The organism is Streptomyces sp. MK37H, from assembly GCF_018035285.1.
GTDB lineage: Bacteria > Actinomycetota > Actinomycetes > Streptomycetales > Streptomycetaceae > Streptomyces > Streptomyces endocoffeicus.
This window is the reverse complement of sequence record NZ_JAAAYH010000025.1, coordinates 14206-35818: the sequence shown is the minus strand read 5'-3', so window position 1 is coordinate 35818 and position 21613 is coordinate 14206. Positions and strand designations below refer to the sequence as shown.

The window sequence follows — 21613 nt, the reverse complement described above, 5'->3', positions numbered from 1 at the left end:
TCCTTCCGACCGGGGCGGACGGATGGTGCCGCCTCCAGCTGCAGTTTCCCATTGCGTGCCACCCAAGCCTACGGCTTTCCGGGGATCCGGCCGCAGCCCCTGTCCAGGGGTACTAAGAGATTCATCCGATCTGTCCTTCGAAAGTTCGGACGCACCTCTGGACGGAACCCTTAGGGCAGCGCTATACATCGGATCACCGCGAAAGGTCCGATGTCCTCTCTCGCGCATCGTTTCAGGGAGCCCCCATTGAGTCAGCGTCCATCCGTCACCGAGCTCGAGGTCCATGACATCCGGTTTCCCACCTCGGAGCAGCTCGACGGCTCGGACGCCATGAATCCGGACCCCGACTACTCCGCCGCCTACGTCGTGCTGCGCACGGACGCGGGGGAGGGGACGGCGGCCTCCGAGGGACACGGCTTCGTCTTCACCATCGGCCGCGGCAACGATGTCACCGCGGCCGCCATCCGCTCCCTGCGCCCCCATGTGGTGGGCCGCCCCGCGCCGCTTACGGCCGCCGATCTCGCCGCCCTGCACCGTGAGCTGACCCATGACTCGCAGCTGCGCTGGCTCGGGCCCGAAAAGGGCGTCATGCACATGGCCGCGGGCGCGGTGGTCAACGCCGCCTGGGACCTCGCCGCCCGGCAGGCCGGAAAGCCCCTGTGGCAGTTCCTCGCCGAGATGTCGCCCGAGGAGCTGGTCGAGCTGGTCGACTTCCGCTACCTCAGCGACGCGCTCACCCCGGAGGAGGCGCTCGCCATCCTGCGCGCCGCCGAGCCCGGCCGCGCCGAGCGCGCCGCGCGGCTGCGCGAGCGGGGCTACCCCGCCTACACCACCTCGCCCGGCTGGCTCGGCTACTCCGACGAGAAAATGATCAAGCTGGCGCAGGAGGCCGTCGCCGACGGCTTCGGCCAGATCAAGCTCAAGGTCGGGTCCGATCTGGACGAGGACCTCAGACGGATGCGGCTCGCACGCGAGGCGGTCGGCCCGGACGTGCGCATCGCCGTGGACGCCAACCAGCGCTGGGACGTGGCGGAGGCGGTGCGCTGGATGAGCGCCCTCGCGCCGTACGACCCGCACTGGATCGAGGAGCCCACCAGCCCGGACGACGTCCTCGCCCACGCCGCCATCCGTGCCGGACAGCCGGTCAAGGTGGCCACCGGTGAGCATGTCGCCAACCGCGTGGTCTTCAAGCAGCTGCTCCAGGCCGAGGCGGTGGACTTCGTCCAGATCGACGCGGCACGGGTCGCCGGGGTCAACGAGAACCTCACGATCCTGCTGCTCGCCGCCAAGTACGGACTTCCGGTGTGCCCGCACGCGGGCGGCGTCGGGCTGTGCGAACTCGTCCAGCACCTCGCCATGTTCGACTTTGTGGCCGTCTCGGGCAGCTGGGAGGACCGGGTCATCGAGTATGTCGACCACCTCCACGAGCACTTCGCCGATCCCGCGGTCGTCGAGTCGGGCCGCTACCGGGCTCCGACCGCGCCGGGCTTCTCCGCCCGTATGTACCCAGAGTCGATCGCCGCCTACCGCTATCCGGACGGGCCCGAATGGCGGACCCGTCTCGCACGGCCCGTATCGGCTCAGCCCGTACCGGCACCGTCCGCACCCGCACAGCCTCAGGAGGACCACCAGTGACCACCGGCGACTTCGAAGGGCTGGCCGCGCTCGTCACGGGCGGCGCCTCCGGCATCGGCGCCGCCGTCGCCGCCACGCTGCGCGACCGGGGAGCGCGGGTCGCCGTGCTCGACCGAGATCCGTCGGGCGCCCCGGACGGCACGCTGCCGCTCAAGGCCGATGTCACCTCCGACGAGGGGGTCAGGACCGCGGTGGACGCCGCCGTGGCCGAGTTCGGCGCCCTGCACACCGTCGTCGGCAACGCGGGCATCGGCGCGATCGGCAGCGTCGAGGACAACTCCGACGAGGAGTGGCACCGGCTGCTGGACATCAATGTGCTGGGCCTGGTCCGCACCGCGCGGGCCGCGCTGCCCCATTTGCGCGCCGCCGCGGCCGACAGGCCCGGCGCCGTCTCCATCACCCACACCTGCTCGATCGCCGCAACCGCCGGACTGCCGCAGCGCGCCGCCTACAGCGCCAGCAAGGGCGCGGTGCTGTCGCTGACCCTCGCCATGGCGGCGGACCACATCCGCGAAGGGGTGCGCGTCAACTGCGTCAACCCCGGCACCGTGGACACCCCGTGGGTCGGCCGGCTGCTCGGCCAGGCCCCCGACCCGGCGGCCGAGCGCGCCGCCCTGGAGGCGCGTCAGCCCACCGGACGGCTGGTCTCCGCCGACGAGGTGGCCGCCGCCGTCGCGTACCTCGCCAGCCCCGCCGCCGCGGCCGTCACCGGCACCGCGCTGGCCGTCGACGGAGGGATGCAGGGGCTGCGGCTGCGCCCCGCCTCCTCCTGAGACAACCGCCCGACCGCTCGGGACGGCAGCCCGACCGCTCGGGACAACCGCACAACCGCACAACCGCACAACCGCCTCCGCCCGAGGCCGGCACCACCCGCACGACTCGACCCAGGAACGACCAAGGAACGACCAAGGACGGGACTCGATGACGAGACTCCGCACCACCGGCACCGCCGCCTGCGCCGTGCTGCTGGCCGTCGCAGCGCTCACCGGCTGCAACCGAGAGAGCAATGGCGCCGGCGGCGGCAAGGTCGGCATCGACATGCCGCGGACGGACACCGACTTCTGGAACTCCTACCAGCAGTATCTGGAGAAGGGCATCGACAAGGGCACGGTCTCCGCGCTCCCGCTGTCCAACTCGCAGAACGACATCGGCAAGCTGGTCGCCAACGTCCAGGCCTTCACCGACCAGGGCGCCAAGGCGGTCATCATGGCGCCCCAGGACACCGGGGCCATCTCCTCCACCCTGGAGCAGCTGGAGGAGAAGAAGATCCCCGTCGTCAGCGTGGACACCCGGCCCGACTCCGGCAAGGTCTACATGGTGGTGCGCGCCGACAACCGGGCGTACGGCACCAAGGCGTGCGAGTACCTCGGCGAGAAGCTGGGCGGCAAGGGCCGGATCGCCGAGCTCCAGGGCGACCTCAGCTCCATCAACGGCCGGGACCGCTCGCAGGCGTTCGCCTCGTGCATGAAGAAGAAGTACCCCGGCATCAAGGTGCATGAGCTGCCCACCGACTGGAAGGGCGATGTGGCCTCCGCCAAGCTGCAGAGCCTGCTGGCCCAGCACAAGGACGTGAACGGCATCTACATGCAGGCGGGCGGCGCCTTTCTGCAGCCCACGCTCGCGCTGCTGGAGCAGAAGCGGCTGCTGAAGCCCGCCGGTTCGGCCAAGCACATCACGATTATCTCCAACGACGGGATACCCGAGGAGCTGGACGCGATCCGCTCCGGGAAGATCGACGCCACCCTCTCCCAGCCCGCCGACCTCTACGCCCAGTGGGCCCTGAACTACGCGAAGGCCGCTCTGGACGGCAAGACGTTCAAACCCGGCCCGACCGACCACGACTCCAAGATCGTCAAGATCGAGAACGGCCTGGAGGACCAGCTCCCGGCGCCGCTGGTCACCAAGGAGAACGTCGACGACAAGAAGCTGTGGGCCAACCAGCTCGAGAAGAAGTGACCATGGCCGAGGCCGAACAGCCCACCGTCGTACGGGCCCAGGGCATCGTCAAACGGTTCGGGCCCACCGTCGCCCTGGACCACGCCCGGCTGGCGGTACGGCCCGGGGAGGCCCATGCGCTCGTCGGGCGCAACGGGGCGGGCAAGTCCACGCTGGTGTCCGTCCTGACCGGGATGGAGCGCCCGGACGAGGGCGAGGTGACCTTCGCGGGCGAGTCCGCCCCCGGCTACGGCGACACCGCCGCCTGGCAGCGCAAGGTGGCCTGCGTCTACCAGAAGTCGATGGTGGTCCCGGACCTGACGGTCGCCGAGAATCTCTATCTCAACCGCTTCCCGGGCGCGGGGCGCATCCGCTGGCGTGCCCTGCGCGAGGACGCCCGCGCGCTGCTGGCCGAATACGGCGTGGAGGTTGATCCGCAGGCGCGGGCGAAGGACCTCAGCGTCGAGCAGCGGCAGTTCGTGGAGATCGCCCGGGCGCTCTCCTTCGGCGCCCGGCTGATCATCCTCGACGAGCCCACCGCCCAGCTCGACGCGGGCGGGATCGACCGGCTCTTCGCCAAGCTGCTGGAGCTGCGCCGGCAGGGGGTCGCCTTCCTGTTCATCTCGCACCATCTGCAGGAGGTCTACGAACTCTGCGACACCGTCACCGTCTTCCGCGACGCCCGCCATGTGCTGACCGCCCCGGTCGCCGGCCTCCCCAAGGAGGAGCTGGTGGCGGCGATGACCGGGGACGACGGCGTGGCGCCCGGGGGCGACTCCCGGGCCGTCGTCCGCGCTCCCGTCGCCCGTAAGGAGGCCGACCCGGACGGGGAGCCGGTGCTGCGCACCGAAGGGCTCGCCCTGGAGGGCGAGTTCGACCCGCTGGACCTGGTGGTGCGCCCCGGCGAGGTGCTGGGCCTGGCCGGGGCCACGGCCAGCGGCAACACGGCGGTCGGCGAGACCCTGGTGGGGCTGCGCAAACCGGCCGGCGGGCGGCTGTCGGTGCGCGGCCGGCCGGTGCGCCCCGGCAGCGTGCCGCACGCCATCGACGCGGGCATCGGCTACGTCCCGGAGGACCGGCACGACCAGGGCCTGGTCCTGGGCCGCAGCGTCGCCGAGAACGCCACCCTGACCGTCACCGACCAGCTCGGGCCCTACGGCACGGTGCTGCCCTCCCGGACCCGCGCCTTCGCCCAGCGGATGATCACCTCCCTGGACATCAAGACCTCCGGCCCTTCGCAGCCGGTTTCGGGTTTGTCCGGCGGAAATCAGCAGAAGGTCGTCATCGCGCGGGCGCTGGCCCGTGAGCCCAGCGTCCTGGTCGCGATCCGCCCGACCGCCGGGGTGGACGTGAAGTCCAAGGACGCGCTGCTCGGCGTCGTACGGGACGTGGCGGCGGCGGGGAGCGGCGCGGTCATCGTCTCCGATGAACTGGACGATCTGCGCGTCTGCGACCGGATCCTGGCGTTCTTCCACGGTCGGGTGGTCGCCGAGTTCGGCAGCGGCTGGAGCGACCGGCAGCTCGTGGCCGCCATGGAGGGCATCACGGAGCCGGGCGCCAACGGCACGGCGGGGGACACCGAAGACCGCACAGAAGGAAGGCAGACATGACCGATACCGCACGGCAGCGGACCGCCGAGGCGGTGGCTGACGACCCGGCGGGGGGCCGGCCGCGGATCGACATCGCGCGCTGGCGCGATCTGTCGCTGGTCCCCGTGATCTTCGTTCTCGGGGTGATCGGCTTCATCGTCTCGCCCGCCTTCCTCACCGAGGACAACCTGATCGGTGTCGTCCAGCAGTCCACCGAGCTGGGGCTGCTGGTGCTGGGCGAGGCGCTGATCCTGATCAGCGGGCGGATGGACCTGTCCCTGGAGTCGACCATCGCCGTGGCGCCGGTGATCGCCCTGTGGTTCGTGCTGCCCGAGCACGGGGCGCGGTTCGAGGGCCTGGGGCTGCTGCCGGTGTGGACCGCGATACCGCTGTGCCTGGCGGTCGGGGCGCTGATCGGCGCGGCCAACGGCTTCCTGATGCTCAAGCTGCGCGTCAACGGCTTCATCGCGACCCTGGGCATGCTCACCATGCTGCGCGGACTCCAGGTAGGCATCGCCGAGGGCCAGTCGATCGTCAACGTCCCCGAGTCCTTCCGCTACCTGGGCAAGGCCGAGTGGCTGGGCGTGCCCGCCGCCGTGTGGATCTGCCTGGGGCTGTACGCCCTCGGCGGCCTGGCCCTGGGCTATCTGCGGCACGGACGCGCGCTGTACGCGATCGGCGGCAACCCCGAGGCCGCGCGCGCCGCGGGCATCCGGGTGGACCGGATCACCTGGATCGTGCTGAGCGTCGGCGGACTGCTGGCCGCCTTCGCGGGCATCCTCTACACGGGCCACTACGGCTCGGTCGCCGCGACCCAGGGCAACGGCTGGATCTTCCAGGTGTTCGCCGCCGCGGTCATCGGCGGGATCAGCCTCAAGGGCGGCCGCGGCACCCTCTTCGGCGCACTCACCGGTGTGCTGACGCTGCAGCTGGTCGTCAATGTGATGACCCTCGGCGGGGTGCCGCCCCTGTGGAACCAGTTCATCAACGGCTCGATCATCATCGTCGCGCTGATCATCTCCCGCTACGCCAGCGGCGAGAAGCAGGACTGAGGGCCGGGAGGAAGCCATGGCGGTCGACGGCGGACGGGCACCGAGCGGCCCGCGCGAACTGGGGCGCTCGGGGGTGCGCGTACCACCCCTGGGCCTGGGCTGCGCGCCGCTGGCCAATCTCTACGAGGCGGTGCCGGAGGAGCGCGCGCTGGACACCGTAAGGGCGGCGTTCGACACCGGCCTCACCTATATGGACACCGCGCCGCACTACGGCGTCGGGCTGTCCGAGGAGCGGCTGGGGCGGGTGCTGGCAGGGCGCGACCGCGCCGGGTACACGCTCTCCACCAAGGTGGGGCGGCGGCTGCGGCCGCGCGCCCCCGGGGAGCCCGTCCAGGCGGACGGGTTCGCCGACACCCCCGACCGGGTCCGGATGTGGGACTTCACCCGGGACGGCATCCGCGCGAGCCTCGAGTCCTCCCTGGAGCGGCTCGGGGTCGACGCCGTGGACATCGTCTACCTCCACGATCCGGAGGACCACGTCCATGAGGTCTATGAGACGGCTTTCGCGGCGCTGGCCGAGCTGAAGCAGGAGAAGCTCGTCCGGGCCATCGGTTTCGGCATGAACCACAGCGACCTCCTCGCCCGGTTCGTCGCCGACTTCGATGTGGACGTCGTGCTGTGCGCCGGGCGCTGGACGCTGCTGGAGCGCACCGCCTTCGACGATCTGCTGCCGGTGTGCGAGCGGCGCGGCACCTCCGTGGTGGCCGGCGGGGTCTACAACTCCGGGCTGCTCGCCGACCCCGCCCCCGGGGCCCGCTACGACTACCAGCAGGCGCCGCCCGAACTCCTCGCCCGGGCCCGGCGGCTGGCCGAGGTGTGCGCCGAGTTCCAGGTGCCGCTGCGGGCCGCCGCGCTGCGCTTCCCCTTCGGCCACCCCGCGGTGGCCGCGGCGGTGGTCGGCTGCGCCTCCCCGGCCGAAGTCCGGGACAATGCCGAGCTGTTCGCCCACGACATCCCCGGCGAGCTGTGGCAGGCCCTGGTCCGGCGCGGTCTGCTCGACGACGACATCCCGCTGCCGGTCTGAACCCCGAGGAGTGCCCGAGTGCCCTTGCCGCGCCGTATCGACGCCCATCACCACCTGTGGGACCTGACCCGCCGTGAGCAGCCGTGGATGGACGGCGCATGGGCCGAGCCCATCCGCCGCACCTTCACCCCGGACGATCTCGCCCCGCATCTGGACGCCCATGGGATCGACGCCACCGTCGTCGTCCAGTCCAGCTCGTCCGTCGAGGAGACCCGGGAACTCCTGGCCCTGGCCGACGGGTCGGACCGGATCGCGGGCGTCGTCGGCTGGGCGGACCTCACCGACCCCGGGGTGGGCGAGGTGCTCGCTGAGCTGGCCGCCGGGCCCGGCGGCGACCGGCTGGTGGGCCTGCGCCACCAGGTGCAGGACGAGCCGGATCCGCGGTGGCTGGACCGCGAGGACGCCCGCCGGGGGCTGGCCGCCGTGGCCGACGCGGGGTTGGTCTACGACCTGCTGGTCACCCCGCGGGAACTGCCCGCGGCCCTGGACGCCGTCCGCGAGCTGCCGCAGCTGCGCTTCGTCCTCGACCACGCCGCCAAACCGCCCGTGGCGAGCGGTGAGCGCGACCCCTGGGCGTGGCAGCTGGCCGCGCTCGCGGCCCTGCCGAACGTCGACTGCAAGCTGTCCGGTCTGGTCACCGAGGCCGACTGGGACGGCTGGAAGCCCGAGCAGGTGCTCCCGTACGCCTGGCATGTGCTGGACGCCTTCGGGCCCGGCCGGGTGCTGTTCGGCTCCGACTGGCCGGTGTGCGTCCTTGCCGCGACCTACGACGAGGTGGTGGCCCTCGCGGACCGGGCCACCCTCCGGCTCGGCGAGGACGAGCGCGCCGCCGTCTTCGGCGGCAACGCGGCCCGCGCGTACGGTCTGGGAACCTAAGCGGATCGGCGGAGGTCGGCCGCGGTTCGGACGAGCCCCGAAGGGGCGCGGGGTTGTGTCGATATGCGGCTCCGCCGCGGCTGTGTCGATATGCGGCTCCGCCGCGTGGGACCGGCCACGACGGCGTCGCAGACGATCGACGGCAGGTCGGGGCACTGCCTGCGGACCGCTCAGCGGAAGGTCCCCACCCCACCCCCCGCCGTACCCGATGCACGGCTCCGCCGCGAGGCAGGGCTCCACCCGGGGCCGGGGGCCGGGGCGGAGCCCCGGTGGTCTCACAGCGTGGAGCGCAGCCACTGCTCCACGCTCGCGATGTGCACCGTCGCCCAGGACCGCGCCGCCTCCGCGTCGCGGTCCCGCAGGGCGGCCAGGATCGCCCGGTGCTCATGGAGGGTGCGGCTGACCGCGTCCTCCTGCGTCAGCCCGCGCCACACCCGGGCCCGGGTGGTGGGCCCGGAGAGCCCGTCGAGCAGCGAGCAGAGCACCGAATTGCCGGAGGACTGGACGATGCCGCGGTGGAACTCCAGATCGCAGGCGACCAGCTCCTCCACCGACGGCTCCTGCCCGAGCGCGTCCAGCTGCTCCTGGAGCCGGTCCAGCTCGGCGTCGCTGATCCGGGTGGAGGCCAGCGCCGTGGCCGCGGGCTCCAGGATCCGCCGCACCGCCAGGAACTCCAGCACCGTGTCATCGCGGTGGAAGTCCACGACGAAGCTCAGCGCCTCCAGCAGCAGCTGGGGGTCGAGGCTGGTCACATAGGTGCCGTCGCCCTGCCGTACGTCGAGGATCCGGATCAGCGACAGCGCCCGGACGGCCTCCCGCAGCGAGTTGCGCGACAGCCCCAGATCGGCGGCCAGCTCACTCTCCTTGGGGAGCCGGTCACCAGGGCGCAGCGCGCCCGAGACGATCATGCCCTTGATTTTTTCGATCGCCTCGTCGGTGACCGCCATGTGGACCTCCCCGGGCCAAACATCCGATGTATCAGGTCCATTATGACGTGCTTGAACCGGCGGCGTCTGCCGGGGACGCCGCCGGTCCAGTGTGACCTTCTGCCGGGAGGGCCCGAAGGGGGGCTCAGAGCCGGTTCATCGGATGGCTCAGAAGGTGAACGGCCCCGGGGACTGGGGCGAGGTGGCGGTGCAGTTCACCGTGATCAGACCGAAGATGACCAGCTTGAGCGACTTGGCCTCCAGGACGTCGCCCGCGGCCACCGTGCCCTTGAGCGGGCCGGTGGTCACATCGGAGCCGGTCGGGATCGCCGGGTTGGAGTTCCCGGTGAAGGTCTTGGTTCCGCCGCCGCTATTCGAGAGCGTCAGCGTCGAGCTCACCGAGCCCGCCGGAACGTCGATCGGGGCCTTGATCGCCCCCGAGGACAGGGTGATGGTCGCGGAGGTCCCGCTCTGCGTGGCGGTCAGGCTGGCCAGGCCCGACCCGTACGTCCCGCAGTCGGCCGTCAGGGTGGCGGTCGTGGGGGTGACCGCGGTCGCGGTCGGTGCCAGCGCCAGCGCGCCGGCGGCCAGTGCTGCTGTTCCCATTGCCGTGCTGATCCCGAGCTTGATCCGTCTCATGGGATTGCCTTCCGGAGTGGGGGAAGTGCGGCTGATGTGTGGGGGGTTCCCGCCCGTCATCCACGGGCGATGTCATTGATGCGCGCACCGCTGAAGAAGGCAAGAGCGATTCAGCTGATTTTTAACGCGCGAGTAAGTCCGCGGCTCGCGATGGATCGGCCGCCAACTGCCCTCCATGCGAGGCGAGTTCGTAGGATCTCGAGAAGGCCGCTGCCGCGCACCGAAGGCGGTTTGGGGGCAATAAGCAGTCCGGGCGGCCGGGTGAGAAGACGTTTCCTCTCACCCGGCCGCCCGGACCTGGGAAGGCGGCCCCGCGGGGGTCAGGGTCGCTTGGCCAGCAGATCCTCGACCCGGCTCCGGATGTCCTCGGAGTCCAGGCCGCGGATGGTCAGGGTGGTGCGGCGGCGCAGGACGTCGTCCGCCGTGCGCGCCCACTCGTAGTCCCGGGCGTAGACGACCTGTGCCCAGATCTCCGGGGCGTCCGGGTGGATCCGCTCCGCGAGCGCCGGGTCGCCGCCGGCCAGCCGGGCGATGTCGAAGGAGAGCGAGCCGTAGTGGGTCGCCAGATGGCGGGCGGTGTCGGCGGCCATACGCGGGCCGGGGGTGCCGCCGTCCACCAGCAGCCGGTGCTCGACGGCGTGCGGATTGGCCAGGCCCGGCAGCGGCATGTGCCGGGGCAGCAGCTTGACCGGCTCCATGTCGTCGGCGAGCGGACGGCCCGGCAGCTCGGCCAGCTTCCGCATCACGGTGCGGCCGATGTGGCGGAAGGTGGTCCACTTGCCGCCGGCTATGGAGAGCATCCCGCCCTTGCCCTCGGTGACCACGGTCTCCCGCTTGGCCTTGGCGGTGTCGCCCGGGCCGCCGGGCAGCACCCGCAGCCCCGCGAAAGAGTAGGTGATCAGGTCGCGGGAGAGCTGCTGGTCGCGGATGGAGAAGGCGGCCTCGTCCAGGATCTGGGAGATGTCCGCCTCGTTGACCGCGACATCGGCCGGGTCGCCCTCGAACTCCTCGTCCGTGGTGCCCAGCAGCAGCATGTCCTCCCAGGGGAGGGCGAAGGTGATGCGGTACTTGTCGATCGGGGTGGCCAGCGCCGCCCGCCAGGGGGAGGTGCGCTTGAGGACCAGGTGCGCGCCCTTGGACAGCCGGATCGACGGCGCCGCGTTCGGGTCCTCCATCCGGCGCAGATGGTCCACCCAGGGGCCGGTGGCGTTGAGCACCAGACGGGCGCTGACCCCGAACTCGGTGCCGTCGGTGCGGTCCTTGAGCTCGGCGCCTGCGACCCGGCCGTCGTTCTTGCGCAGGCCGATGACCTCGGCGTGGTTGAGGACGGTGGCGCCCGCCTCCGCGGCCGCCCGGACCGTCATCAGGGCCATGCGGCTGTCGTTCATCTGGCCGTCGCCGTAGACCGCGACCGCCTTGAGGCCCTCGGTGCGCAGCTCGGGGACGTCGCGCGCGGCCCGCTCGGCGCCGATCACATGGCCCACGCCGTCACGGAAGGCGGAGAGCGCCGAGTAGGCGAAGACGCCCGCGCCCAGCTTGGCCGCGCCGTGCGGACCGCCCTTGTAGACCGGCAGGTAGAAGGTGAGGGGGTTGGACAGGTGCGGGGCGACGGTACGGGAGACCGCGCGCCGCTCGAAGTGGTTCTCGGCGACCAGCTTGACCGCGCCCGTCTGGAGGTAGCGCAGGCCGCCGTGGAGCAGCTTGGAGGAGGCCGAGGAGGTGGCGCCGGCGAAGTCACCGGCGTCCACCATCGCCACCCGCAGCCCGGACTGCGCGGCGTGCCAGGCAGTGGTGATGCCCAGGATGCCGCCGCCGATCACCAGGAGGTCGTACGTCGCCTTGGAGAGCTGTTCCCGGGTTTCGGCTCGGCTCGGGTTCGAACCGGCAGCCGGGTGCGTTCCGAGGGAGGACGGAACGCTCTGCAGGGTGGTCATTGATTACTCCTCGTCTTCGATCCAGCCCATGGTCCGCTGCACGGCCTTGAGCCAGCTCTTGTACTCGCGGTCGCGGACGTCCGCGTCCATTCGGGGGGTCCATTCGGCCGCCCGACGCCAGTTCGCGCGCAGGGCGTCGGTGTCCGGCCAGAAGCCGACGGCGAGACCGGCGGCGTAGGCGGCGCCGAGGCAGGTGGTCTCGGCGACCATCGGGCGCACCACGGGTGCGTCCAGGGCGTCCGAGAGGGTCTGCATCAGGAGGTTGTTGGAGGTCATACCGCCGTCGACCTTGAGCGAGGTGAGCTCGACCCCGGAGTCCTTGGTCATCGCGTCGACGATCTCGCGGGTCTGCCAGGCGGTGGCCTCGAGCACGGCGCGGGCGATGTGCGCCTTGGTGACGTAGCGGGTCAGGCCCGCGATCACACCGCGCGCGTCGGACCGCCAGTACGGGGCGAACAGGCCCGAGAAGGCGGGCACGAAGTACGCGCCGCCGTTGTCCTCGACCGAGCTCGCGAGGGTCTCGATCTCGGCGGCGCTGTTGATCAGGCCCATCTGGTCCCGCATCCACTGCACCAGCGAACCGGTGACCGCGATCGAGCCCTCCAGGGCGTAGACCGGCTTCTCGTCGCCGATCCGGTAGCCGACGGTGGTCAGCAGCCCGTTGTAGGAGTTGACCGGCTTCTCGCCGGTGTTCATCAGCAGGAAGGTGCCGGTGCCGTAGGTGGACTTGGCCTCGCCCTCGGAGTAGCAGGTCTGGCCGAACAGGGCCGCCTGCTGGTCGCCGAGCGCGGAGGCCACCGGCACGCCCGCCAGGACGCCCTCGGCCGTGTGCCCGTAGATCTCGGCGGAGGAGCGTATCCGCGGCAGCACGGCGGCCGGGATGTCCATCGAGGTCAGGATCTTCTCGTCCCAGTCCAGGGTGTGCAGGTTCATCAGGAGGGTGCGGGAGGCGTTGGTGACGTCGGTGACGTGCACGCCGCCGTTGACCCCGCCGGTCAGGTTCCAGATGACCCAGGAGTCCATGGTGCCGAAGAGGATGTCGCCCGCCTCGGCCCGCTCGCGCAGCCCCTCGACGTTGTCGAGCAGCCAGCGGATCTTGGGACCGGCGAAGTAGGAGGCCAGCGGGAGGCCGGTCTCGCGGCGGAAGCGGTCCTGGCCGACGTTGCGCCCGAGCTCGCGACAGAGGGCGTCGGTGCGGGTGTCCTGCCAGACGATGGCGTTGTGCACCGGCTCACCGGTCTTCCGGTCCCACAGCAGGGTGGTCTCGCGCTGATTGGTGATGCCGATCGCCTTGACGTCGACGGCGGTGATCTCGGCCTTGGCGATGGCGCCGGCGACCACCTCCTTGACGTTCTCCCAGATCTCGGTGGCGTTGTGCTCCACCCAGCCGGGCTTGGGGAAGATCTGCTCGTGCTCCTTCTGGTCGACCGAGACGATGCGGCCGTCGCGGTCGAAGACGATGCAGCGGCTGGAGGTGGTGCCCTGGTCGATGGCCGCGATGAACGGTCCCTGGCCGTGGGACGAGGCGCTGGTGGTGTGGGTGTCGGTCATGATCTGCTGCTCTCCTGCGAGTGGTGGGGTGGACTAGGCGAAGGCGATCTCGTAGATCCCGCCGGCGATGGCGCCGCCGATGAGCGGGCCGACTACGGGGATCCAGGCATAGCCCCAGTCCGAGCCGCCCTTGTTGGGCAGCGGCAGGAGGGCGTGGGCGATCCGGGGGCCGAGGTCACGCGCCGGGTTGATGGCGTAACCGGTCGGGCCGCCGAGCGAGAGGCCGATGCCGACCACCACGAAGGCGGTGATCATGACGCCGATGACTCCGAGGCCCTTGCCGTCGCCGTTGAGCCCCTGGGTGAGGATGGCGAGCACCAGCACGGCCGTGGCGATGATCTCGGTGGCGAGGTTCTGACCGACGTTCCGGATCTCCGGGCCGGTGGAGAAGACGCCCAGCACCGGGCCGGCGCCGGTGGCCTGCTGCTGCCGGTCCGCCGCCGCCGTGTCCTGGGCGCCCGGGCCGCCGACGATCTCGCGGTCGGTGAGATGGGCGTGGAAGTGGCCGAGGTAGGCGAGCCACACCAGCGAGGCGCCGATCACCGCGCCGAGCATCTGCCCGAGGAAGTAGATGGGCACCTTGCTCCACTCGACGCCGCCCTCGATGGCGAGGCCGATCGTCACCGCCGGGTTGAGATGTGCCCCCGAGAGCGGTGCGGAGATATAGGCGCCGGTGAGCACGGCGAAGCCCCACCCGAGGGTGATGGCGACCCACCCGGCCTCGAACGCCTTGGATTGCTTCAAGACAACGCCGGCGACGACACCGCAGCCGAGCAGAATGAGAACGGCGGTACCGATGGTCTCGCCGATGAAGATGTCGGAGCTGGACACCCGCGACTCCTTTGTCCTTCGTCCAGGGGAAGGCGAACCCCCGGGTCTCTCCGGTGGTCCGCGCCCTCGTGGGAGGGCGTTGGTCGGCCCGCGGCGAGTCCACCATAGCGAATATTGTCGTCAGGTGTTCGACAATGCCGACCGATGAACGGCAGTTTTCTTCACGCCGAAGACCCCGTCAAGGGTCGTGTGAAGGAAAAATCGTACGTATGTGAAACCGTGATGAAGCAGGTCATGCGGGGACATGGGGGCAGATCCGCACGCGTTGCCACGATTCAGAAACGCAGGGCACCCAGGTCCCGGGAGACGGCGCGCGCGCAGTCCCGTACGGCGGCCACGAGCTCCGAGCGCAGCTCCCCGTCCTCGCACACCCGCTCGACCGCGCCCGTTATCCCCACCGCGCCCACGGGCAGCCGGCGCCGGTCGTGGATGGGGGCCGCGACGGACGCCACGCCCTCCCAGGTCTCCTCCACGTCGCAACCCCAGCCGCGCGCCCGGGTCAGGTCCAGCACGCCCTCGAACTCGCGCTCCCCGGTCACCGTGCGGGGCGTGAACGCCTTACGGTCGACCTCGGTCACCTCGCTGTGCGCGACCGGGTCGTAGGCGGAGAGCACCTTGCCCAGGGCCGTGGAGTGCAGCGGGTGCATCGCGCCGACCTCCAGCACCTGGCGGCTGTCGTCCGGCCGGAAGACATGGTGGACGATCAGCACGCCCTGCTGGTGCAGCACGCCCAGGTACACGCTCTCGCCGCTGGAACGGGCCAGGTCGTCGGTCCACACCAGGGCGCGGGAGCGCAGCTCGTGCACGTCCAGATAGCTGTTGCCCAGGCGCAGCAGCTCCGCGCCGAGCTGGTAGCGGCCGGACGCCTCGTCCTGCTCCACGAAGCCCTCCTGCTGGAGGGTGCGCAATATGCCGTGCGCGGTGCCCTTGGCCAGCCCCAGGGTGGAGGCGATGTCGGACAGTCCCAGACGTCGCTCACCACCGGCGAGCAGGCGTAGCATCGCGGCGGCGCGCTCCAACGACTGGATGTTCCGGGCCATCGCCAACCTCCTGACTGCGGTTCGACAATGCTGAACACTATCGGTCCATGCCGACTGGGTGGTACCTGGCGGCTGTGTGTCGGCGATCAGCGGATTCGCCGGGGCCGATCGGCCGTGCCCATCCCGGCTGATGGAACGACCATCGTGAAATGACCACTGGCAGCTACCCTGGCGTGGTGCGCCGTCCCCAGGGGAGGGCGCAAAGCCGACAGCCGTCGCACTCCAGGGAGCACATCCATGGCCTCTCATACGCCATCGCCCACATCCGCCGCCCGAGCCGACGCGCTCCGCGAAGCGCTGGCCACCCGCGTGGTGGTCGCCGACGGCGCGATGGGGACGATGCTCCAGGCGCAGGAGCCCAGTCTCGACGACTTCCAGCAGCTCGAGGGCTGCAACGAGATCCTCAACATCACCCGCCCGGACATCGTCCGCTCGGTCCACGAGGCGTACTACGCCGTCGGCGTGGACTGCGTCGAGACCAACACCTTCGGCGCCAACCACGCGGCGCTCGGTGAGTACGACATCCCCCACCGCGTCCACGAGCTCTCCGAGGCCGGCGCCCGGATCGCCCGTGAGGTCGCCGACGAGTTCGGCGCCGACGGACGCCAGCGCTGGGTGCTGGGCTCCATGGGCCCCGGCACCAAGCTGCCCACCCTCGGCCACGCCCCGTACACCACCCTCCGCGACGCCTACCAGGCCAACGCCGAAGGCATGATCGCCGGCGGCGCGGACGCCCTCCTGGTGGAGACCACCCAGGACCTGCTGCAGACCAAGGCCTCGATCATCGGCGCCCGCCGCGCCCTCGACGCCACCGGCGCCAACCTCCCGGTGATCTGCTCGGTCACCGTCGAGACCACCGGCACCATGCTGCTCGGCTCCGAGATCGGCGCGGCGCTCACCGCCCTCGAGCCGCTCGGCATCGACATGATCGGCCTCAACTGCGCCACCGGCCCCGCCGAGATGAGCGAGCACCTGCGCCATCTCGCCCGCCACTCCCGGATCCCGCTGTCCTGCATGCCCAACGCCGGCCTCCCGGTGCTGGGCAAGGACGGCGCCCACTACCCCCTCACCCCCGGCGAGCTGGCCGACGCCCAGGAGACCTTCGTCCGCGAATACGGGCTCTCCCTGGTCGGCGGCTGCTGCGGCACCACGCCCGAGCATCTGCGCCAGGTCGTCGAGCGGGTCCGCGAGCTGACCCCCACCGAGCGCACCCCGCGCCCCGAGCCCGGCGCCGCCTCGCTCTACCAGACCGTGCCGTTCCGCCAGGACACCTCGTACCTGGCGATCGGCGAGCGCACCAACGCCAACGGCTCCAAGAAGTTCCGCGAGGCCATGCTGGAGGCCCGCTGGGACGACTGCGTGGAGATGGCCCGCGAGCAGATCCGCGAGGGCGCCCATCTGCTCGACCTGTGCGTGGACTACGTCGGCCGGGACGGCGTCGCGGACATGGAGGAGCTGGCCGGGCGGTTCGCCACCGCCTCCACTCTCCCCATCGTCCTGGACTCCACCGAGGTCGACGTCATCCAGGCCGGGCTGGAGAAGCTCGGCGGACGCGCGGTCATCAACTCCGTCAACTACGAGGACGGGGACGGGCCCGAGTCGCGGTTCGCCAAGGTCACCCGGCTGGCCCAGGAGCACGGCGCCGCCCTCATCGCGCTGACCATCGACGAGGAGGGCCAGGCCCGTACGCCGGAGAAGAAGGTGGAGATCGCCGAGCGGCTGATCGCCGACCTGACCGGCAACTGGGGCATCCACGAGTCGGACATCCTCATCGACACCCTGACCTTCACCATCTGCACCGGCCAGGAGGAGTCCCGTAAGGACGGCATCGCCACCATCGAGGCGATCCGCGAGCTCAAGCGCCGCCACCCGGACGTCCAGACCACGCTGGGCCTGTCCAACATCTCCTTCGGCCTCAACCCGGCCGCCCGCATCGTGCTCAACTCCGTCTTCCTCGACGAGTGCGTCAAGGCGGGCCTGGACTCGGCCATCGTGCACGCCTCCAAGATCCTGCCGATCGCCCGGTTCGAGGAGGAGCAGGTCCAGACCGCCCTGGACCTGATCTACGACCGCCGCGCCGAGGGCTATGACCCGCTGCAGAAGCTGATGGGGCTCTTCGAGGGCGCCACCGCCAAGTCCCTCAAGGCGGGCAAGGCCGAGGAGCTGGCCGCGCTGCCCCTGGAGGAGCGCCTCAAGCACCGCATCATCGACGGCGAGCGCAACGGCCTGGAGGCCGACCTCGACGAGGCCCTCCAGGAGCGCCCCGCCCTCGACATCGTCAACGAGACGCTGCTGGACGGCATGAAGGTGGTCGGCGAGCTGTTCGGCTCCGGACAGATGCAGCTGCCGTTCGTCCTCCAGTCCGCCGAGGTCATGAAGACCGCGGTCGCCCATCTGGAGCCGCACATGGAGAAGTCGGACGACGAGGGCAAGGGCACCATCGTGCTCGCCACCGTCCGCGGCGACGTCCATGACATCGGTAAGAACCTCGTGGACATCATCCTGTCCAACAACGGCTACAACGTGGTCAACCTGGGCATCAAGCAGCCGGTCTCCGCGATCCTGGAGGCCGCCGAGGAGCACGGCGCCGATGTGATCGGCATGTCCGGGCTGCTGGTGAAGTCCACGGTGATCATGAAGGAGAACCTGGAGGAGCTCAACCAGCGCAAGCTGGCCGCCCGGTTCCCCGTCATCCTCGGCGGCGCCGCGCTCACCCGGGCCTATGTCGAGCAGGATCTGCACGAGATCTACGAGGGCGAGGTGCGCTACGCCCGCGACGCCTTCGAGGGGCTGCGGCTCATGGACGCCCTGATCGCCGTCAAGCGCGGCGTACCCGGCGCGGAGCTGCCCGCCCTCAAGCAGCGCCGGGTGCCCAAGCGGGACACGGCGCCGAGCGACCCGGAGCCGGAGGGCCCCGCGCGTTCCGACGTCGCCACCGACAACCCGGTGCCCACCCCGCCCTTCTGGGGCACTCGCGTCGTCAAGGGCATCCAGCAGGTCGACTACGCCTCCTGGCTGGACGAGGGCGCGCTGTTCAAGGGCCAGTGGGGGCTCAAGGAGGCCCGTACGGGCGACGGGCCGAGCTACGCGGAGCTGGTCGAGTCCGAGGGGCGCCCGCGGCTGCGCGGCTGGCTGGACCGGCTGCACACCGAGAACCTGCTCGAGGCGGCCGTCGTCTACGGCTACTTCCCCTGCGTCTCCAAGGGCGACGACCTGGTCCTGCTGAACGAGGACGGCAGCGAGCGGACCCGCTTCACCTTCCCGCGTCAGCGCCGCGGCCGCCGGCTGTGTCTGGCCGACTTCTTCCGGCCCGAGGAGTCCGGCGAGACCGATGTCGTCGGCCTCCAGGTGGTGACCGTCGGCTCGAAGATCGGCGAGGCCACCGGCGAGCTGTTCGCCGCCGACTCCTACCGCGACTATCTGGAGCTGCACGGCCTGTCCGTCCAGCTCGCGGAGGCGCTGGCCGAGTACTGGCACGCCCGGGTCCGCGCCGAGCTGGGCTTCTCCGGTGAGGACCCGAGCGAGATGGCGGACATGTTCGCGCTGAAGTACCGCGGCGCGCGCTTCTCGCTGGGCTATGGCGCCTGCCCCGACCTGGAGGACCGCGCGAAGATCGCCGATCTGCTGGGGCCGGAGCGGATCGGGGTGAAGCTCTCGGAGGAGTTCCAGCTCCACCCCGAGCAGTCCACGGACGCCATCGTGATCCACCACCCGGAGGCGAAGTACTTCAACGCGCGGTAGACGCGCGGTAGCCATTCGGCGGCCTCTGTGACCGCCTTCGGTGCCCAACGGGCGCGTCGGCGCGGCGCGACGTAGACTGGTCGATCCGGTAGAGGCCGGTCGCCTTCCCGTCAGCGGAAGGGGGCCGGCCTTCGTGCCCCTTATCCGGAGGTGTTTGGATGACCAGCAGCATCCCCGCCGTCGATACCCGTACGGCCGAAGGCTCGGCTCTACAAGCCGTTCTGCTCGACATGGACGGCACCCTGGTCGACACCGAGGGCATCTGGTGGGACGCGGAGGTCTCCATCTTCGCCGAGCTCGGGCACGCCCTCGCCGAGGAGTACCGCCAGGTCGTGGTGGGCGGTCCGATGTCGCGCAGCGCCCAGTTCCTGATCGAGGCCACCGGCGCCGAGATCGCCCTCGCCGAGCTCACCGGCCTGCTCAACAGCCGTTTCACCGAGCTGATCGACGGCAGTGTGCCGATGCTGCCCGGCGCCCGCCGGCTGCTCATCGAGCTGGCCGCGCACGGCATCCCCACCGCCCTGGTCTCCGCCTCCCACCGGCGGGTGATGGACCGCGTCCTGCGCTCGCTCGGCCCGGAGCACTTCGCCCTGACGGTCGCGGGCGACGAGGTCGAGCGGACCAAGCCGCATCCGGACCCCTATCTGTTCGCCGCGGCCGGGCTGGCCGCGGAGCCGGGGCGGTGCGTGGTCATCGAGGACACCGACACGGGCGTACGGGCCGCGGAGGCGGCCGGGTGCCGGGTGGTCGCGGTGCCGTCCGTGGTGCCGATCGAGCCCGCGACGGGGCGTACGGTCATCGGCTCGCTCGAAGAAGTCGATCTCGATTTCCTGCGCACTCTGGTCACGACGGTGCACTGATCGCGCACCGAGCGTATTCCTGTAAATTGCAAACTGAATAGCGCGGGCGGACTTTTCACGTTCCGTTGGCGACAACGGAACGTGATGTTTATCACTGCATATGCCGTGGACGGGTGCGATGGTTGGCTGTCGCGCGTCCCGTCTGGTGCGTTTTGGGTGAGCCCTTGTGTCCGGATTGGTCGCATGGCGTACGAATCGCGGCCACGTCCGGATATCGGTCGATGATCGCTCGTTATCGGGACGTGATATCGCCTCAACTTCGTTGTGTCTGAGTATCACCGGCGCCGCGGACTAATCTCGTCGCGAGTAGTTGATCGATGGCAGGGAGACTCCCGACAATGACGCGCAAGTCGCTGGTGCTGCCGGCCGTGGCCGGCCTCCTGATCTCCACGCTCGCCGCGTGCGGTGGTACCGACGGCTCGGGCTCGGACGGCAAGACGCTCGTCCTGGGCAGCACGGACCGCATAGAGGCGTCGAAGGCGGCGCCCGCGCCGCTGGATCCCGCCCTGGCCTACGACTTCGCGTCCTGGAGCGTGCTGCACAACGCCTTCCAGACGCTGATGCGGCTGCCCCGCTCCGGAACCGAGCCGATACCCGACGCGGCCGAGAAATGCGGCTTCCAGGACAGACAGAGCGAGCAGTACCGCTGCACGCTGCGCAGTGGCCTGAAGTTCTCCAACGGCCACGACCTCACCTCGAAGGACGTCAAGTTCTCCCTCGAGCGGGTGCTGCGCATCGACGACCCCAACGGCACCAAGTCCCTGCTGTCCAACGTGGACAAGATCGAAACTCCCAGCGACCGCGAGATCGTCATCCACCTCGCGCAGCCGGACGCGACCTTCCCGTCGAAGCTCACCACCCCGGCCGCCGCGATCCTGGACAGCGAGGTCTACAAGCCCGACGCGCTGCGCGACGGCTTCGAGATGACCGGTTCGGGCCCGTACAGCGCCAAGACCGAGGTACGCGACAACCGGCTGACGAAGGTCGTCTTCACCAAGAACTCCCGCTACAAGGGCGATGTCGAGCCGAAGGCCGACAAGGTGGAGATGCGGTTCTACGACTCCGCGTCGACCATGGAGAAGGCGCTGGTCAAGGGCGACATCGACGTGGTCCACCGCGGCTTCTCGCCCGAGCAGATCGACAAGCTCAACAAGGGCGAGGTCAAGGGCGTCCGCCTCTTCGAGTCCTCCGGCCAGGGCATCCGCTACCTGGTCTTCAACACCTCCGACCCGGCGGTGAAGAACAAGGCGGTCCGGCAGGCCATCGCCCATGTCGTGGACCGCCAGGCGCTGGTGCGCGATGTGTACAAGCGGACCGCCGAGCCCCTCTACTCGATGATCCCCACCAGCATCTCCTCGCACATCAACTCGTTCCACAACGAGTACGGCGACCCGGATCCCGATGAGGCCCGGCGCGTGCTGAGCGAGGCCGGTATCAACACCCCGGTGAAGCTGACCCTGACCTACACCACCGACCACTACGGCCCGGAGACGGCCGGGGAGTTCAAGGAGCTGCGCAAGCAGCTCAACGGCAGCGGACTGTTCTCCGTCACGATCAAGGGCTACCCGTGGCGGGACTACCGCCCCGCGCTCATCAAGCGCCAGTTCTCCGCCTCCGGGATGGGCTGGCTCCCCGACTTCCCGGACCCCGACAGCTACACCGCGCCGTTCCTCACCAAGGACAACTTCCTCAACTCGCCCTACCGCAACCGCACCATCCAGGACGAGCTGATCCCCAAGACCCGGCAGGAGGCCCAGCGCAGCCTCGCCGACAAGGACTACCAGTCCATCCAGAACGCCGTCGCCAGCGATGTGCCCTACCTTCCGCTGTGGCAGGGCAACACGTACGTGGCCGCCCGCGGGAATGTGACGGGCGCCGAGTACGCCTTCGACTCCTCGACCATGCTGCAGCTGTGGGAGCTCGGTAAGGGCGACTGACAACGACTTACGGGGGTCGGGTACGAAGACGTCGAGTGTGTGA

The 21613-nt window shown here is 70.4% G+C and carries 16 protein-coding genes; 10 read left to right on the top strand and 6 right to left on the bottom strand.

The window, feature by feature from the left end; all coding sequences use genetic code 11:
- The first annotated feature begins 210 nt into the window (after window positions 1-210).
- The 7 genes from GWI24_RS06405 (at window position 211) to GWI24_RS06375 (ending at window position 8111) form a co-directional block, all read left to right on the top strand.
- On the top strand, window positions 211-1635 hold the full coding sequence (locus GWI24_RS06405; protein WP_374103275.1) for an enolase C-terminal domain-like protein: 1425 nt from the start codon (window positions 211-213) through the stop codon (window positions 1633-1635).
- Window positions 1632-2408 (top strand): SDR family NAD(P)-dependent oxidoreductase, encoded by a 777-nt coding sequence (locus GWI24_RS06400; protein WP_210944924.1) that lies wholly within the window; start codon window positions 1632-1634, stop codon window positions 2406-2408. Before GWI24_RS06405 ends, GWI24_RS06400 begins: the two co-directional genes overlap by 4 nt.
- Before the next feature lie 148 nt (window positions 2409-2556).
- Window positions 2557-3591, top strand: a complete 1035-nt coding sequence (locus tag GWI24_RS06395; RefSeq protein ID WP_044577818.1) for a sugar ABC transporter substrate-binding protein — start codon at window positions 2557-2559, stop codon at window positions 3589-3591.
- Between the two features lie 2 nt (window positions 3592-3593).
- Window positions 3594-5180 (top strand): sugar ABC transporter ATP-binding protein, encoded by a 1587-nt coding sequence (locus tag GWI24_RS06390; RefSeq protein ID WP_210944923.1) that lies wholly within the window; start codon window positions 3594-3596, stop codon window positions 5178-5180.
- Entirely contained in the window at window positions 5177-6211 is a 1035-nt protein-coding gene (locus GWI24_RS06385; protein WP_191065113.1) for an ABC transporter permease, read from the top strand. The genes GWI24_RS06390 and GWI24_RS06385 overlap by 4 nt, the downstream gene beginning before the upstream one ends.
- A gap of 16 nt (window positions 6212-6227) precedes the next feature.
- On the top strand, window positions 6228-7235 hold the full coding sequence (locus tag GWI24_RS06380) for an aldo/keto reductase (RefSeq protein WP_210944922.1): 1008 nt from the start codon (window positions 6228-6230) through the stop codon (window positions 7233-7235).
- 24 nt (window positions 7236-7259) lie between these two features.
- Window positions 7260-8111: an amidohydrolase gene (locus tag GWI24_RS06375; RefSeq protein ID WP_210944938.1), complete on the top strand. Its 852-nt coding sequence runs from the start codon at window positions 7260-7262 to the stop codon at window positions 8109-8111.
- 275 nt (window positions 8112-8386) lie between these two features.
- Here GWI24_RS06375 and GWI24_RS06370 read toward each other — a convergent pair whose 3' ends face one another.
- The 6 genes from GWI24_RS06370 to GWI24_RS06345 all read right to left on the bottom strand — a co-directional run bounded on the left by GWI24_RS06370 (window position 8387) and on the right by GWI24_RS06345 (window position 15032).
- Complete coding sequence (locus GWI24_RS06370; RefSeq protein ID WP_044577825.1) at window positions 8387-9058, bottom strand: FadR/GntR family transcriptional regulator; 672 nt, start codon at window positions 9056-9058, stop codon at window positions 8387-8389.
- A gap of 147 nt (window positions 9059-9205) precedes the next feature.
- Window positions 9206-9676: a hypothetical protein gene (locus GWI24_RS06365; RefSeq protein ID WP_210944921.1), complete on the bottom strand. Its 471-nt coding sequence runs from the start codon at window positions 9674-9676 to the stop codon at window positions 9206-9208.
- A 320-nt stretch (window positions 9677-9996) separates the two neighbouring features.
- Window positions 9997-11610, bottom strand: a complete 1614-nt coding sequence (locus GWI24_RS06360) for a glycerol-3-phosphate dehydrogenase/oxidase (protein WP_210944920.1) — start codon at window positions 11608-11610, stop codon at window positions 9997-9999.
- Window positions 11611-11613: 3 nt separating this feature from the next.
- Entirely contained in the window at window positions 11614-13161 is a 1548-nt protein-coding gene (gene glpK, locus GWI24_RS06355; protein WP_210944919.1) for a glycerol kinase GlpK, read from the bottom strand.
- A 33-nt stretch (window positions 13162-13194) separates the two neighbouring features.
- The gene (locus tag GWI24_RS06350; RefSeq protein WP_210944918.1) at window positions 13195-13992 is read right to left on the bottom strand and encodes an MIP/aquaporin family protein; all 798 of its coding nucleotides are present in this window, start codon (window positions 13990-13992) and stop codon (window positions 13195-13197) included.
- A 275-nt stretch (window positions 13993-14267) separates the two neighbouring features.
- Window positions 14268-15032, bottom strand: coding sequence for an IclR family transcriptional regulator (locus GWI24_RS06345; RefSeq protein WP_210944917.1), 765 nt, complete (start codon window positions 15030-15032; stop codon window positions 14268-14270).
- Window positions 15033-15269: 237 nt separating this feature from the next.
- Between GWI24_RS06345 and metH the strand changes: the two genes are divergently transcribed.
- The 3 genes from metH to GWI24_RS06330 all read left to right on the top strand — a co-directional run bounded on the left by metH (window position 15270) and on the right by GWI24_RS06330 (window position 21570).
- Window positions 15270-18773, top strand: coding sequence for a methionine synthase (gene metH, locus GWI24_RS06340; protein WP_210944916.1), 3504 nt, complete (start codon window positions 15270-15272; stop codon window positions 18771-18773).
- 158 nt (window positions 18774-18931) lie between these two features.
- A complete protein-coding gene (locus tag GWI24_RS06335; RefSeq protein ID WP_210944915.1) occupies window positions 18932-19633 on the top strand; it encodes an HAD family phosphatase in 702 nt (233 codons plus the stop codon).
- A 338-nt stretch (window positions 19634-19971) separates the two neighbouring features.
- Window positions 19972-21570, top strand: coding sequence for an ABC transporter substrate-binding protein (locus GWI24_RS06330; protein ID WP_210944914.1), 1599 nt, complete (start codon window positions 19972-19974; stop codon window positions 21568-21570).
- Window positions 21571-21613 lie beyond the last annotated feature (43 nt).